At 66.8% G+C, this 15,332-nt stretch carries 14 protein-coding genes and 2 tRNA genes; 11 read left to right on the top strand and 5 right to left on the bottom strand.

Annotated elements, in window-relative coordinates; genetic code table 11:
* Positions 1-42 precede the first annotated feature (42 nt).
* The 10 genes from NED98_RS03390 (at position 43) to NED98_RS03345 (ending at position 9,882) form a co-directional block, all read left to right on the top strand.
* Positions 43-1,788, top strand: coding sequence for an acetolactate synthase 3 large subunit (locus NED98_RS03390; protein ID WP_265269165.1), 1,746 nt, complete (start codon positions 43-45; stop codon positions 1,786-1,788).
* A 68-nt stretch (positions 1,789-1,856) separates the two neighbouring features.
* Positions 1,857-2,372: an acetolactate synthase small subunit gene (gene ilvN, locus NED98_RS03385; RefSeq protein WP_179511444.1), complete on the top strand. Its 516-nt coding sequence runs from the start codon at positions 1,857-1,859 to the stop codon at positions 2,370-2,372.
* A gap of 80 nt (positions 2,373-2,452) precedes the next feature.
* Complete coding sequence (ilvC, locus tag NED98_RS03380; RefSeq protein WP_179511443.1) at positions 2,453-3,472, top strand: ketol-acid reductoisomerase; 1,020 nt, start codon at positions 2,453-2,455, stop codon at positions 3,470-3,472.
* A 102-nt stretch (positions 3,473-3,574) separates the two neighbouring features.
* Positions 3,575-4,348: a hypothetical protein gene (locus tag NED98_RS03375; RefSeq protein WP_179511442.1), complete on the top strand. Its 774-nt coding sequence runs from the start codon at positions 3,575-3,577 to the stop codon at positions 4,346-4,348.
* Between the two features lie 195 nt (positions 4,349-4,543).
* The gene (locus tag NED98_RS03370) at positions 4,544-5,161 is read left to right on the top strand and encodes a YceI family protein (protein ID WP_179511441.1); all 618 of its coding nucleotides are present in this window, start codon (positions 4,544-4,546) and stop codon (positions 5,159-5,161) included.
* Between the two features lie 6 nt (positions 5,162-5,167).
* Positions 5,168-5,779 carry a TMEM175 family protein gene (locus NED98_RS03365; RefSeq protein ID WP_179511440.1) on the top strand — a complete coding sequence of 204 codons (612 nt, stop codon included), beginning with the start codon at positions 5,168-5,170 and terminating at the stop codon, positions 5,777-5,779.
* 249 nt (positions 5,780-6,028) lie between these two features.
* Complete coding sequence (gene leuA, locus NED98_RS03360) at positions 6,029-7,687, top strand: 2-isopropylmalate synthase (protein WP_179511439.1); 1,659 nt, start codon at positions 6,029-6,031, stop codon at positions 7,685-7,687.
* A 191-nt stretch (positions 7,688-7,878) separates the two neighbouring features.
* On the top strand, positions 7,879-9,285 hold the full coding sequence (locus tag NED98_RS03355) for a M20/M25/M40 family metallo-hydrolase (protein WP_265311951.1): 1,407 nt from the start codon (positions 7,879-7,881) through the stop codon (positions 9,283-9,285).
* A 139-nt stretch (positions 9,286-9,424) separates the two neighbouring features.
* Entirely contained in the window at positions 9,425-9,649 is a 225-nt protein-coding gene (locus tag NED98_RS03350) for a hypothetical protein (RefSeq protein ID WP_179511437.1), read from the top strand.
* Positions 9,650-9,806: 157 nt separating this feature from the next.
* Positions 9,807-9,882, top strand: a tRNA-Ile gene (locus NED98_RS03345).
* 18 nt (positions 9,883-9,900) lie between these two features.
* On the opposite strand, the gene NED98_RS03340 is transcribed toward NED98_RS03345, so the two are convergent.
* The 4 genes from NED98_RS03340 to NED98_RS03325 form a co-directional block, all read right to left on the bottom strand.
* Entirely contained in the window at positions 9,901-10,164 is a 264-nt protein-coding gene (locus NED98_RS03340; RefSeq protein ID WP_179511436.1) for a GlsB/YeaQ/YmgE family stress response membrane protein, read from the bottom strand.
* A 111-nt stretch (positions 10,165-10,275) separates the two neighbouring features.
* Positions 10,276-10,352 (bottom strand) — tRNA-Pro (locus NED98_RS03335).
* Positions 10,353-10,385: 33 nt separating this feature from the next.
* The gene (locus NED98_RS03330) at positions 10,386-11,357 is read right to left on the bottom strand and encodes a polysaccharide deacetylase family protein (RefSeq protein WP_265312297.1); all 972 of its coding nucleotides are present in this window, start codon (positions 11,355-11,357) and stop codon (positions 10,386-10,388) included.
* A gap of 41 nt (positions 11,358-11,398) precedes the next feature.
* Positions 11,399-13,126 (bottom strand): sensor histidine kinase, encoded by a 1,728-nt coding sequence (locus NED98_RS03325; protein ID WP_349293242.1) that lies wholly within the window; start codon positions 13,124-13,126, stop codon positions 11,399-11,401.
* A 179-nt stretch (positions 13,127-13,305) separates the two neighbouring features.
* On the opposite strand from NED98_RS03325, the gene NED98_RS03320 reads away from it, so the two are divergent.
* Positions 13,306-13,767: an Lrp/AsnC ligand binding domain-containing protein gene (locus NED98_RS03320; RefSeq protein WP_265269161.1), complete on the top strand. Its 462-nt coding sequence runs from the start codon at positions 13,306-13,308 to the stop codon at positions 13,765-13,767.
* 212 nt (positions 13,768-13,979) lie between these two features.
* Here the strand turns inward: NED98_RS03320 and NED98_RS03315 are convergent, their stop codons facing one another.
* A complete protein-coding gene (locus tag NED98_RS03315; protein ID WP_179511434.1) occupies positions 13,980-15,260 on the bottom strand; it encodes a YfgM family protein in 1,281 nt (426 codons plus the stop codon).
* Between the last annotated feature and the right edge of the window lie 72 nt (positions 15,261-15,332).

Genomic DNA, 15,332 nt, shown 5'->3' with positions numbered 1-15,332 from the left:
ACGGGCTATTCGCTCGCGCAGCATGAAAGAGGAGTGACCGACGTGGCTGAGAAGAGCGGAGCAGACATCCTGGTCGAGGCGCTGTGCGATCTCGGCGTGGAGGTCATCTTCGGCTATCCAGGGGGCGCGGTCCTTCCGATCTACGACGCGATCTTCCGCTCGAAGCGCATTCGCCACATCCTCGTCCGCCACGAACAGGCGGCGACGCATGCGGCGGAGGGCTATGCGCGCTCGACCGGCAAGCCCGGCGTGGTGCTCGTCACCTCCGGCCCCGGCGCGACCAACGCGGTCACCGGGATCACCGATGCGCTGATGGATTCGATCCCGATGGTGGTGATCACCGGCCAGGTGGCGACGCATCTGATCGGTTCCGACGCCTTTCAGGAGGCCGATACCGTCGGCATCACCCGCCACTGCACCAAGCACAATTATCTGGTGAAAGACCCGGCGGTGCTCGGCTCGATCGTCCATGAGGCGTTTCATATCGCCACCTCGGGCCGCCCCGGCCCGGTGGTGATCGACATCCCCAAGGACGTGCAGGTCGCCACCGCGCGCTACGCCAAGCCCGGCCCGATCCAGCACAAGACCTATCGCCCGCCGGTCAAGGCAGACCGCGGCGAGATCGAGCAACTGGTCGACATGCTCGCGGCGGCCGAGCGCCCGATCTTCTATACCGGCGGCGGCGTGATCAATTCTGGCCCGGCGGCGAGCCAGCTGCTGCGCGAGCTGGCCAAGGTGACGGGCGCGCCGGTCACCTCGACCTTGATGGGGCTCGGCGCCTTCCCCGCTTCCAGCCCGCAATGGCTGGGGATGCTCGGGATGCACGGCACCTATGAAGCCAACCTGGCGATGAACCAGGCCGATCTGATCGTCGCGATCGGCGCGCGGTTCGACGATCGCGTGACGGGGCGGCTCGATGCCTTCAGCCCCAACAGCCGCAAGGTGCATATCGACGTCGACCGTTCGTCGATGAATAAGACGGTGCGGATCGATCTGCCGATCCTCGCCGATGCCGGCCATGCGATGGAAGACATGCTGCGCATCTGGAAATCGCGCCAGCATCCCAAGCCCGATATTGCCGAATGGTGGCGCCGGATCGACGGCTGGCGCGCGGTCAAGAGCCTCGATTTCCCGGAAAACGGCAAGGAGATCATGCCGCAGCGCGCGATCAAGGCCTTGTGGGAGGCGACCCATGCCAAAGCGCCGATCATCACCACCGAGGTCGGCCAGCACCAGATGTGGGCGGCGCAGCATTTCGGTTTCGAGAGCCCGAACAAGTGGCTCACCTCGGGCGGTCTCGGCACGATGGGCTATGGCCTGCCCGCCGCGATCGGCGCGCAGCTCGGCAATCCCAATGCCTTGGTGATCGATATCGCCGGCGAAGCCTCGATCCAGATGAACATCCAGGAGCTCGGCACCGCGACGCAATATCGCCTGCCGGTGAAGATCTTCATCCTCAACAACGAATATATGGGAATGGTCCGCCAGTGGCAGGAGCTGACCTATGAGAGCCGCTATTCCGAAAGCTATTCGGATGCGCTGCCCGATTTCGTCAAGCTCGCCGAAGCCTATGGCTGGAAAGGCATCCGCATCGAGCGGCCCGACCAGCTCGACGCCGGCATCGCGGAGATGCTGGCCTATGACGGACCGGTAATCGTCGACTGTCGCGTGGCGAAGCTCGCCAATTGCTTCCCGATGATCCCCTCGGGCGCGGCGCACACCGACATGATCCTGCAGGCGACCGAGGTTTCGGGGATCATGGACGACGAGGCCAAGGCGCTGGTGTGACGCGCCGGCGTCGCAAGGGATAGCTCTACAACAGGGAGACCCCGGCCGCCGCCGGGGTGACGAAATCGGTGCACATCAAGGAAGAAACCGCCGAACGCCATACGCTGGCGGTGATCGTGGACAACGAGCCGGGCATCCTCGCCCGGATCGCCGGCCTGTTCACCGCGCGCGGCTATAATATCGAAAGCCTGACGGTGAGCGAGATCACCGCCGACAAGCAGGTCAGCCGGATCACGATCGTCACCTCGGCGAGCCCGGCGACGCTGGAGCAGATCGTCGCGCAGCTCGATCGGCTGGTGCCGGTCCACCGCGTCCACGATCTGACCGCGGAGGGCGATCACGTCGAGCGCGAGCTGGCGCTGGTCAAGGTGCGCGGCACCGGCGACCACCGGATCGAGGCGCTGCGGCTCGCCGACGTCTATCGCGCGCGGGTGGTCGATGCGACTACGTCGAGCTTCGTGTTCGAGGTGACCGGCAGCATCGAGAAGATCGACAAGTTCGTCGAACTGATGGGCGAAGTCGGGCTGATCGAGGTCGCCCGCACCGGCATCGTCGCCATTTCACGGGGGCGCGAGGCGGCCTGAAATCCATGTGTCCCCGCGCAGGCGGGGACCCAGTCTGGGCTCCCGCCTTCGCGGGAGCACATCGCAAGAGGAACTGAACAATGCGTGTCTATTACGATCGCGACGCCGATCTCAATCTGATCACCGGCAAGAAGATCGCCATCGTCGGCTATGGTTCGCAGGGCCACGCCCATGCGCAGAACCTGCGCGATTCGGGCGTCAAGGAAATCGCGATCGCGCTGCGCGAGGGCTCGGCCACCGCGAAGAAAGCCGAAGGCGCCGGCTTCAAGGTCATGTCGAACAAGGAAGCGGCGAAATGGGCCGATATCCTGATGATCCTGGCCCCCGACGAGCATCAGGCGGCGATCTGGGAAGATGACATCAAGGGCAATATGCGCCCCGGCGCGGCGATTGCGTTCGCGCATGGCCTCAACGTCCATTTCGGGCTGATCGAGCCGCCCGCCGATATCGACGTGATCATGATCGCGCCGAAGGGCCCGGGCCACACCGTGCGCAGCGAATATGCCCGCGGCGGCGGCGTCCCCTGCCTGATCGCGATCCACCAGGACGCCAGCGGCAATGCGCATGATATCGCGCTCGCTTATGCGTCGGGCGTCGGCGGCGGCCGCTCGGGGATCATCGAGACTAATTTCCGTGAAGAGTGTGAGACCGATCTTTTCGGCGAGCAGGCGGTGCTGTGCGGCGGGCTCAGCCACCTGATCCAGGCCGGGTTCGAGACCCTGGTCGAGGCCGGCTACGCGCCGGAAATGGCCTATTTCGAATGCCTTCACGAAGTGAAGCTGATCGTCGACCTGATGTATGAGGGCGGCATCGCCAACATGCGCTATTCGATCAGCAACACCGCCGAATATGGCGACATCACCACCGGCCCGCGGATCATCACCGACGAGACCAAGAAGGAGATGAAGCGCGTGCTGGCCGACATCCAGTCGGGCCGCTTCGTCAAGAACTTCGTCCTCGACAACCGCGCCGGCCAGCCCGAGCTCAAGGCCGCGCGCAAGCTCGCCGCGGCGCATCCGATCGAGCAAGTCGGCGCCAATCTGCGCGCGATGATGCCGTGGATCGGCGCGAACAAGCTGGTCGACAAGGAGCGCAACTGACGCGCCGCGTAATCCGTTTGTAATCGCGAATCCGCGACGAACCGTGTTCGACCCGCTCGAAGACGGATGCAATCACGCCCTCGCCTCCCTAGAGGCGAGGGCGTGATTCGAACGGCGGCCTACCGCTCCTCGACATATCAATCCCCCGTCGGCGCGCGTGGCCGCGCCGGCGCGTTGCTGCTTGCGCTGGCGGCGGGGGTGCTCGTCGTCATCGCGTTGATCACGCTCGGCGCGATCAGCGGCGTGCCGAAGTTCATCGACGTCCGCCCGCTCTCGACCTTCAACGTCGCCCGCGCCAACGGCGAGCAGGTCAACAAGAGCAAGGAGGTCGTCCAGCGCCCCAAGGTCGCCAAGGAACAGGACCGCCAACACCACGCCGCCCCGCCGCCGCGCGCCACCCCGATGCCGACCCCGCCGATCACGCTGCCGGGGGTCATCATGCTCTCGCACGCCGATTTCGTCGCGTCGGACGTCGGGCGGATCAAGCCGAGCCCCGACCAGCTGGCGAAGGCCAATGGCGACAAGGGCGACACCGCCGCCGACGACGGCGCGCAGGTCGCCGCGGCGGGCGGCGCGCCGGGCGGGGAGGATCTCTATTACGCCGAATGGTATCGCGAGCCGTCGCATGCCGAGATGGCGACCTATCTTCCCGCGCGGCAGCAGGTCGGCTGGGGGATGATCGCGTGCCGCACCGCACCACGCTATCGCGTCGAGGATTGCCGCGAACTGGGCGAGAGCCCCGGCTCGGGCATCGCCCGCGCCCTGAGGCAGGCATCGTTCCAGTTCCTCGTGCGCCCGCCGCGCATCGGCGGCAAGCCGCTGATCGGCGCGTGGGTGCGGATCAAATTCGATGTGATCCAGGGCGCGGTTAAGTAACGCGCGCGCTGCCGCCCGCTCGGGCTGAGCTTGTCGGAGCCCTGCACTTTTCTTGCCTTGAAGAAGGACAGCCCTTCGACAAGCTCAGGGCGAACGGCGAGAGGTAGGTCCGATTTAACCGGTCGCCTTGATTTACGCGCTTCCCCCTCGCCCCGGCTTGTGGTTCAACACCGTCAAAGAAAAGGGAGATTCCCAATGCGCTTCGCCTATCTCGCCGCCTTTGCGCTTGCCTCCACCGCCGTCGTCGCGCAGATGCCGAAGGCGCCGCCGGGATCGGCCGATCCCGCCGCGGTGGTCGCGGGCAGCTATACCGTCGATCCGCACCACACGTTGATCGAATGGACCGTCAACCACCTCGGCTTCACGCCTTATTTCGGGCTGTTCGGTGAGACGTCTGGCACGCTGACGATCGATCCCGCCAAGCCCGACGCGGCGAAGGTCGATGTGACGATCCCGGTCTCCAAGGTGCTGACCACCAGCCCGGATCTCACTGCGCATCTGCTCCGCGCGCCGAAGGACGGCGCCAAGGCCGATTTCTTCGGCGCCAACCCGCCCGACGCGCATTTCGTGTCGACCAAGGTGACCGCCAAGGGCCAGACCGCGCAGATCGACGGCAACCTCACGCTCAACGGCGTGACCAAGCCGGTGACGCTCGAGGCCAAATTCTTCGGCGCGGGCAAGATGATGGGCAAGGACAATATCGGCTTCACCGCCAAGACGACGATCCGCCGCAGCGAGTTCGGCGTCGGTTTCGGCGTGCCGCTGGTCTCCGACGAGGTGAAGCTCAAGATCAGCGCCGCCTTCGTCAAATAAGCGCATATGGCGGAAGAACAGGAGGCGGAAGGCACCGGGCTCGGCCGGGTCGAGGCGTTTTCGGACGGCGTGATCGCGATCATCATCACGATCATGGTGCTCGAGCTCAAGGTGCCGGTGGAAGACGGGCTCGGCCACATCCTGTCGATGTGGCACCTGTTTCTCGCTTATGCGCTGAGCTACCTTTATGTCGGGCTCTATTGGGGCAATCACCACCGGCTGCTCGGCCACGCGCGGCGCGTGACCAACGGGCTGATCTGGTCCAATCTCGCCTTGCTGTTCGGGCTCAGCCTCGTTCCGTTCGGCACCGCCTATCTCGGCGAGCATGAGTTCAGCCGGACCGCGACCCAGCTCTATCTCGTCACGCTGATCCTGCCCTCGATCGGCTATATCTGGTTGCAGCGCGTCGTGGTGCGGACCGGGGTGAAGCACGAGCGCGCGCACCGCTATCACGTCGAGACGACGCGCAAGGGCTATTTCGCGATGGCGGTCTATACGGCCGGCTTCGCGCTCACCTTCGTCTCGCCGTGGTTCGGGATCATCTGCGCGATGCTCGTCGCGCTATTCTGGATCGTCCCGCAGACCCCGCTCGATCGGCTTTTTGCCGAACGGCATTAAAAGCTGTTTGGAAACGCCCCTCCGGGTCATTTCAGGCGGTGAAACCGCCTTTTCCCAACGAACGCTAAAACTCCGCTGGACAGCGCCGCCCGTCCGGGGTTACCGCAAGGGCGATGACGCAGGTGTTCGGCCTCCTCCTTCGACTTACGCGCCCTTAGGCGCGAACCAGCCCGCGTGCCTGGCACGCCGACGCGCCTAAGGGCCAAGCCGAACGACCCCAACGCCTCCTCCCGATAGCGAGAGCCCGTCATGTTGCGCGATCCTTCCGTCAAATACCGACCGTTTCCGACCATCGACATCCCCGACCGCACCTGGCCGTCGAAGGTGATCGCCACCGCGCCGCGCTGGCTCTCCACCGATATGCGCGACGGCAATCAGGCGCTGATCGACCCGATGGACGCCGAGAAGAAGAACCGCTTCTTCGATTTGCTGGTGAAGATCGGCCTCAAGGAAATCGAGGTCGGATTCCCCGCCGCGGGCGCAACCGAATTCGATTTCATCTCCAGCCTGATCGCGGGGAATCGCATCCCCGACGACGTGACGATCCAGGTGCTGACGCAATCGCGGCGCGACCTGATCGAGACGAGCTTCCAGAGCCTCAAGGGCGCGAAACAGGCGATCGTCCATCTCTACAACGCCGTCTCCCCGGCGTGGCGCAAGATCGTGTTCGGCATGTCGCGCGACGAAATCCGCCAGATCGCGATCGACGGCGCCAAGGTGCTGCGCGACGAGGCGGCGAAGCAGCCCGACACCAAATGGAGCTTCGAATACAGCCCCGAGACCTTCTCCACCGCAGAGCTGGATTTCTCGGTCGAGGTATGCGCGGCGGTGATGGATATCCTGCGCCCGACGCCGGAAAACCCGCTGATCCTCAACCTGCCGGCGACGGTCGAATGTGCGACCCCCAACGTCTATGCCGACCAGATCGAATGGTTCGGGCGCAATATCCCCAATCGCGACAGCGTGGTGATCTCGCTCCACACGCATAACGATCGCGGCACCGGGGTCGCGGCGGCGGAACTGGGGCTGATGGCCGGCGCCGATCGCGTCGAGGGCTGCCTGCTCGGCAATGGCGAGCGCACCGGCAATTGCGATCTCGTGACCGTCGCGCTCAACATGTACACCCAGGGCGTCGATCCGAAGCTTGACCTGTCGGATATCGACGAGGTGGTGAAGACGGTGGAATATGCCACCAACATCACCGTCCACCCGCGCACGCCCTATGCCGGCGATCTGGTGTTCACCGCGTTCAGCGGCAGCCACCAGGATGCGATCAAGAAGGGCTTCGCCGCGCAGGCCGCGCGCAACGACGAATTGTGGGAGGTCCCCTATCTGCCGATCGATCCCGCCGATCTCGGGCGCAGCTACGAGGCGGTGATCAGGGTCAATTCGCAGAGCGGCAAGGGCGGGGTCGCCTGGGTGCTCGAACAGGACAAGGGGCTCAAGCTGCCCAAGAGGATGCAGGCCGATTTCAGCCGCATCGTCCAAGCGCTGGCCGACGAGACCAGCCGCGAACTGAACGCCGCCGATATCTGGGGGGCGTTCGAGCGCACCTATCTGCCCGCGGCGAACGATCGCTTCGTGCTGCGCGATTATGAGGAGACGGGCGCGGCGGGCGACCGGCGCTTCGTCGGCCGCGTCGCGATCGACGGCGAGGAGCGGTCACTCTCCGGGCGCGGCAACGGGCTCATTTCCAGCGTGATCGCCGCGCTGGCCGAGACGACCGGGCCCGCGCTGGAAGTGGTCGATTACAGCGAACATGCGATCGGCCACGGCGCCGATGCGCAGGCGGCGACCTATCTCGAATGCCGCACCGCGGACGGGCGCACCGTGTGGGGGGTCGGGATCGATTCGGATATCGCCACCGCCAGCGTGAGGGCGGTGTTGAGCGCAGCGAACAGGGCCTGACCTAGCCCCCCTCTCCCCGTTCGGGCTGAGCCTGCCGAAGCCCTGCCCTTTTCTTCGCAAGGAAGAAGGGCAGCCCTTCGACAGGCTCAGGGCGAACGGCGGAGGCGTGGCGCTCAACTGCCATCGCAGCGCGAGAAAGTTACCCCGGCAACCACTTGCCCGTCGCCATGCGCCGCCTTACCCCCTCGCGCATGACGAACCGCTTCCTCGCCGCCGTGCTGGCGCTCGCTTTGCCCTTCCCTGCCCTCGCACAGCGCGCCGAGCCGCCGGTGCCGCCGGCCGCCGACCCCGCGGTCGCTGCGCTGCGCGACGCCGCGCTCAAGGACGATGTCGCTTATGACATCGTCGAAGGGCTGACGACCGAGGTCGGCCAACGGCTCGCCGGGACCGAGGCGGAGGCGCGCGCGCGGCAATGGGCGGCGGCGAAGCTCAATGCGCTCGGCTTCAAGAACGTGCGGATCGAAACCTATCGCATGCCCGTCTGGGTGCGCGGCGAGGAGCGTGCCGAGATCACCGCCCCCTTCCCGCAGAAGCTGACGCTCGCCGCGCTCGGCAATTCGGGCGCCACCCCGGCCGCCGGGCTCACCGCCGAGGTGGTGGTGTTCAAGACCTATTCCGATCTCGCCAACGCGCCCGACGGGAGCCTGAAGGGCAAGATCGCCTATGTCGGCAACGCGATGGCACCGACGCAGGACGGATCGAGCTACGGCCAGGCCGGCGTCGCGCGGTTCGTCGGGCCGGCGGTGGCGGCGCGCAAGGGCGCGGCGGCGATCGTGATCCGCTCGATCGGCACCGATACGCACCGGCTGCCGCACACCGGCATGACCAGCTTCCCCGAGGGGGTGAAGCCGATCCCCGCCGCCGCGCTTTCGGTGCCCGACGCCAAGTTGATCGAGGCGATGGCGGCGCGCGGACGGCCGATCTCGATGAAGCTGGTGCTCACCCCGCGCCAGATCGGCGAGCAGGAATCGGGCAATGTCATCGCCGAAGTGCCGGGCAGCGACCCCAATGCCGGCGTGGTGCTGATCGGTGGGCATCTCGATAGCTGGGATCTCGCCACCGGGGCGATCGACGATGCCTCGGGCGTCGCGATCACCGCCGCGGCGGCGAAGCGCATCCTCGACAGCGGGCGCCAGCCGCGCCGCACGATCCGCGTGGTGTGGTTCGGCGCGGAGGAGGTCGGCGGCTATGGCGGGCGCGATTACACCCGGCGACACGGCGCGGAGCGTCATGCAGTCGCCGCGGAGAGCGATTTCGGCGCGGATCGCGTGTGGCGTTTCCAGGCGACCTTGCCCGACAGCGCCAAGGCGGTGGCCGATCGTCTCGCCAGCGCGCTCGCCCCGCTGGGCATCGTCCACGGCAAGGGTGACGGCGGCGACGGATCGGATATCGGGCCGACGATCGCCACCGGCGTCGCGGGAATCGACCTCAATCAATCGGGGCTGCGCTATTTCGATACGCACCACACGCCCGACGATACGCTCGATCGGGTGGACCGCGAGGAGCTGCGCCAGAATGTCGCCGCATGGACCGCGATGCTCGCCGTCGTCGCCGACGCACCCGAGGAAATCGGCCCGGTTCAGCGCAAATCGCATTGAAAAAATGCGCGATCGAGGACGCGTATCGTTTCGCTTCGGTGAATTTCCTCATTGACCCACCGAAACGGTTCGGTATTTGCGGTGTCTCGCGACGGCGACAGGGTCGGCCGCGAAGAATGCTATGCTTGGGAGCATCCGAATGAAGAAGTTTGCCTTTGTTCTTGCTGCCGCCGGCCTGATGTCCGTTGCGGCTTGCTCGAAGTCGCCGGCCCCCGCGGAAAACAACGCGGACGTGCTGGCGGACAACCTGCAGAGCGCCGCCGACAACCTCGACGCGGCCGCGGGTAACCTTTCGAACGCCACTGCCGCTGACTCGCTCGCCAACTCGGCGGACGCGCTGGGCAACGCGTCGAACGCGCAGTAATCGGCTGATCGGGCCTTCCCGGCCCGATCCGACGAATACGAGAAGGGGCGCTCCTGCGGGAGCGCCCCTTTTTCATTGCCCTGGCGCGATTGCTTCGAACCCGGGCGGTGACTTGCTCTTGCGCCACCGCACGGCGCTGCTAGTCACGGATCGGCGTGGGCCTGTAGCTCAATGGTTAGAGCTGGCCGCTCATAACGGCTAGGTTGCGGGTTCGAGTCCTGCCGGGCCCACCACGCATTCCCGCGCCGCGCTCAGCGAAGCGACCCGCGCCGCACGAGGTTGTAGATCGCGAGCAGCACGATCGCGCCGAGGAACGCGACGAGCAAGGTCATCGGGTCGAACGGGTTTTCGCGAAGGTGGCTGTTGTTCGACAGCGCGCCGAACAGGAAACGCCCGACGATCGAGCCGACGCAGCCGATCAGCACATTCCAGATTATTCCGCCCTGATCGCGCATCACCATGCCTGCGACCCAGCCGATTATGCCTCCCATGATCAACGCGATGATCAGATGCATGGCAAATCCTTCCCTATGCTTCCCTCCCGGATGCATGGAGACTGCATGCTTTCCCGCTGATGCGCCACCATTTTCTTGGTTCGTGCCAATCAGGGACAGCGGTGAAGGAAATGGTCGGGGAGACAGGATTCGAACCTGCGACATCCTGCTCCCAAAGCAGGCGCGCTACCGGACTGCGCCACTCCCCGACGCGAGGGGAGCCGGTACGCGTCGCGCACGGATTACGCAAGCGCCGCGAGCAGGTCGTCGAGCGATGCCGACCGCACCCCGCGCCGGTCGAGCAGATCGAGCACGCGATCCCACCAGCGCCAGAAGCGCGCCAGATCGGCGCCGTCGCGGACATAGGGCGTGTGCCCCGGCACGAGCGACGGCGAATGGAAGGCGAAGTTGAGCAGCCGGCTCCCCTCCCCCAGCGCCACCGCGATCGCCTCCAGCGCCTCGGCGACGGGCACGCCCTCCGGGGTCAGCGGCACGCGCGAGAGCAGCCCGGTGCGAGCAAACGCCCCGCGCGCGCGGGGAACCGCCCCCAGCGCCGCGTGGAGCCGCGCGCCGCGACGCCGCAGCAGACCCGTGAAGACCGTCGACAGCGGCAACTCGATCACCGCGTCGCGCCACGCTGCGGCGTCGATGCGGGTGAAATCGGGGCCGCCGTCGGCGCGATAGTCGAAACCGGGGCGGACCGAGCTGTCGAGCCGGTAGCCGGAACGGGCGAGCAACCCGAGCAGCCCGGGCGCCAGCCCGTAGCGCCCGGCGCGGAACGCAAGCGGACGGCGCCCGAACGCCGCGGCGATCGCTTCGGTCAACGCGTCGAGCTTCGCTTCGAGCAATGCCGGCGGGAGGTTTCCGGCATAGGAGGCCAGCGCCGACAGCGGCTCCTCGAACGGCGGATTGACCCAGGGGTGAAGCTGCGCCCCGATCGCCACGCGCGGATCATCGGCGAGGATCGCGCGCAGCACATCCGCCGCGCGCGGATCGCTCGCCACCGGATAATCGACGAAGAAGGCCGGCGCCGCGCCACGGGCAACGAGCCGGCGATGCGCGTCGGGCAGCGCGGCGAGCGCCGACAGCCCGTGCGCATCACGCGAGAAGGGCGCCGACCAGTCGAATTCCTCCTCGGTATCGACGAAGATCGCGTAGCGCGTGCCGAAATCCGTCGGCCAGTCGATCAGCGCGGCCGCATCCGGCGGCGGCATGCGCCAGCGGTGCGCAACGATCGCGGGCGCCACCACGATCGTCAGTTGGTCGAGGCCTGGCCCATATCGTCGATCAACCCCGTCGGCAGGCGCAGAGTCAAGCGATCCGCATCGATGATCAGCGCCCCGCCCAATTCGGTCGCCAGATTGCGCGCGAGCCGGATCGCGAAGCCGGTGCCGAGCAACGGCGCGCCCGGCATCTCCACCTCGCGCTCGGCATCGAGCGTCAGCAGCGCGGTATCGGGGATCGTCGCCAGCGCCAGCGGACGCGTGATGTCGATCGCGACATCGGCGCCCTCGTCGCGCACGTCGATCGCCAGCCGCTCGCCATCGGCGGCGCTCGCGATCAGCGCGGCGACCAGCCGCCCGACCAGCCGCTCGGCGATCCGTTCGTCGCACGCCAGCGCCAGCGCCGGCGGCACCGGGGCGAGATCGACGGTGCAGCCGCGCAACCGCATCAGCGGCGCCAGTTCGTCGAGCGTGCGCGCCAGCAGCGGCGCGAGCGCCACCGCGCCCTCGTGCAGATCGAGCGCATCGCCCTCGATCCGCGCCGCCAGTTCGAGATCCTCGATCGCACCGACCAGATCGGCGGCCTGGGTGCGGATCGCCGCGGCGCGCTGACGATAGACATCGGGCACCGGGCCGAGCATCGCGGTTTCGATCAGCTCGGAAAAGCCGGCGATCGCATTGGTCGGCGAGCGCAGCTCGTGGACCAGTCGCCGCAGCCCCTCGACCCCGCCATTGTCGGCGCGGCGGCCGATCGCGCCCTCGTCGACGCGCGGGCGCCGCGCGGCGCCGCGGAACCCGACGAAGCGGCCGCTCGCGGGATCGAACATCGGGACGCCCGAAATCCGCCAGTCGCCCGCCAGCGCGGATCGCCCGGCGATGCTGAGCCGCGCGTCGTTGAATGCGGTGCGATGCCGGAACGCGCCGCTCGCCACGCCGTCGACATGCGGCCGGCCGTCGCCGCCGGGGGTGAGAAAGCCGATCCCGATCACCGCCGCGCGCGGCGCGGCGTCGACCCAGCGGATCACCCCGCTCGCATCGGTTTCGAATCCGAAGCGCTCGATCGGTGCTGCGGCCGCCGGTTCGGCGGCGCGCGGTTCGACCGGCTCGGCCGTGGCAACCGGATGTTCGCCGTGGAGCTGGCGGAAGGCGGCGATGCGATCGACCAGCGCCGCGATCTGGAACCCGCCGCCCGGCGCCGTCGCCGGCTCGATCCCGAGCACCGCGGCGAGCGGCGCCGGCTGGGGCGGCGGGGCAGAGCTTACGACCGGATGCTCCTCGATCACCTCGGCCGGCGCTGCTTCGACCGGCTCGGCTTCGGCACGATCATGGCCGAGCGCGAAATCGGCCGGGCCGAAGCTTTCCAGCGCGCGCGTCACCGCTTCGCTCAAATCGTCGCGATGACGCAATATCGCGCGCCCGGTCGGCCCGAGCGAGGGCAGCAGCGCACACCAATTGGCATCGTCGAGCCGTGCGGCGCGCAGCACCGGCGCGGCGACCGACTGGTCATCCTCGGCGAACACCGCGACAAGCCCCGCGGACGGCGTCGCCAGCGCGAGCGCACGCGCCGCGGCGGCACGCACCGCCAGCGGCACGCGCTCGCGCAATTCGCGCAGCCGCGCCAGCAGCTCGGGCGTCTCCTCGATCCGGCCGCGCGCCGCCAGATCCGCGATCTGACGGAACGCCGCCTGCGCGCCGAAAGGCGTCGAGGCGTCCGCAGCGAGGACGGTCTTGAGGCTGTCGTCGAATCGCAATCGAATCACCCTGTTCCGGCAGACGACCATTCCGCCACCGGAGCTTAACAATTAACCGCCATCGCCCGCTTGCGGAACAACCGATTTCTACACGTCGCAATGTGGGACAATTGCGTTTATGCGCAATAATCCTATGAACGACGGCATTGAAATCGCCATGAATGTGCGTGGCGATAACGGAGAATAACGTGCTCGACCGGATAGACAGACAGATTCTGGCCTATCTCCAGGAAGACGGGCGGATGACCAACGTTGAGCTGGCGGATCGCGTGGGCCTCACCGCCCCGCCCTGCCTGCGGCGGGTGCGCGCGCTGGAGCAGGCGGGCGTGATTCGCGGTTATCACGCCGAATGCGATGCGGCACAGCTCGGATTCCCGATTACGGTGTTCGCGATGGTCAGCCTCAAAAGCCAGGCCGAATCCGATCTTGCGGCGTTCGAGACGCATGTCACCGCGCTCCCCGAGGTGCGCGAATGCCATATGCTCAACGGCGAGATCGATTTCGTGCTGAAGATCGTCGCGACCGATCTGGAAAGCTTCCAGCGCTTCCTGACCACCCACCTCACCACCGCACCCAATGTCGCCAGCGTCAAATCCTCGCTGACGATCCGCAGCGCCAAGTCGGCGGCGGGGGTGCCGATCCTGGAGTAATTCAGGGACTACCCAATCCGGTTCGGGCTGAGCCTGTCGAAGCCCTGCACTTTCTTCGAGCGAAGAAGTGCAGCCCTCCGGCGGGTCCCATGAAAGTAATACTTTCATGGGTGCCCTCACAAGCTCAGGGCGAACGGAGGTTCCATTCTACCCAACAAAAAAAGGGCGGCCTCTTGCGGGACCGCCCTTTCCTTTTGTCCTGAGCCGGCGTGTCAGGCGGCCGGGGTGCCCAGCGCCGTCTCCCAGAAGGAGGCGATATCGGCGCGCGGCGAGGCCTTCACCAGCGCGAAGGCCGCCTTGGCGCCGGCGGTGTCGCCCGACCCGGCGAGCGCGATGCCGAGGTGCGTGTTGACCGCATCGGCATCCACCCCGCCCTTCTGCAGCGCGACCTTATACAGCTCGATCGCCTTGGCATAATTGCCCGCGCCGAGATGCGCGTCGGCGGTGCCGGCGGCGAGCTTGCCGTTGGCCGCCGCCTTGGCCTTGCCCTCGAGCGGATCGAGCGAGCCTTCGTTGGCGATCGACTGTTTGGCGACGCGATAGAGATCGTTGGCGGTCGCCGAATCCGCCGGCAGCTTGCCCGCCGCGCGGCCCTCGTCGATCACCGTCTTGCCTTCGTACGGCAGGCCGAGATCGATCGCATATTGCGCGTAGATCTCGTAGTCATACTGGTCCGCCAGCGCCTTTTCGCGGCGCAGCAGGCGGAACAGATCGACCTTCTGCCCCTTGTCGAGCGTCAGCGCGCTGCCCTGCTGCAGGCCGTAGACGAACAGGATGTCGCGCCAGTTCTTGGCGTTCGGATAGGCCGCGATATAGCGCTTCATCCAGCCGATCGTGTCGGGGATCATGCGCTTCTGCAGCGTCTTGGCCATCGCGTAGCGATAGAGCGATTCGTCGGGCTTCTGGCCGGCGGCGATCTGCGCATCCATTGCCTTCTGCAGATCGGCCGAGCCGCCCGCGACGTCACCGCCCTCCATCTTGATCTTGACCATCTGGAGCGGAAGGTTGGGATCGGTGTAGCCGAGCTGCTGCGCGCGCTGGAAGAAGGCGATCGCCTCCTGCGGCTGCTTGGCATTGGCGGCGATGATGCCGCGCTGATAGTTGAAGCGCGCCTGATCGGCCTGCGGGGTGCGCGGGTTGGCGATCAGCGCGTCGAGCGGGCCCTTGATCTGATTGTCGTCGATCTGGTTGCCCATCTTGCCGACGGCGAGCTGGAGCTGGAACACCGACGCGATATATTTGTCGTCGTCGCTCTTCGCGGCGGCCGCCACCTGCTGGACGATCGGCTCGGCGGTGGCATAATCCTTCGCCTGAAGCGCGGTCTGCGCCTTCACCGCGAGCGGCTGGACGTCCTTGCTGAGCTTCAGCGGCGGCGCCTTGCCGGCCTCTTCCTTCTTGTCTTTTTCCTTGGCGGACGCGGGCGCCACGAGCGCGACCCCACCGACGCCCGAAAGAAGGGCGGCGGCGATCGCGGCCCGGTAGATGGTTTTCATCGCGTTAGTCTCTCCATACTGGAAGGCGGCCGGCGCCTCGCCGTCGCTCTACTCCCCTGCCTCTGCCGGTTC

The organism is Sphingomonas lycopersici, from assembly GCF_026130605.1.
GTDB classification, from domain to species: domain Bacteria; phylum Pseudomonadota; class Alphaproteobacteria; order Sphingomonadales; family Sphingomonadaceae; genus Sphingomonas; species Sphingomonas lycopersici.
This window is presented reverse-complemented; position numbering and strand designations above follow the sequence as displayed.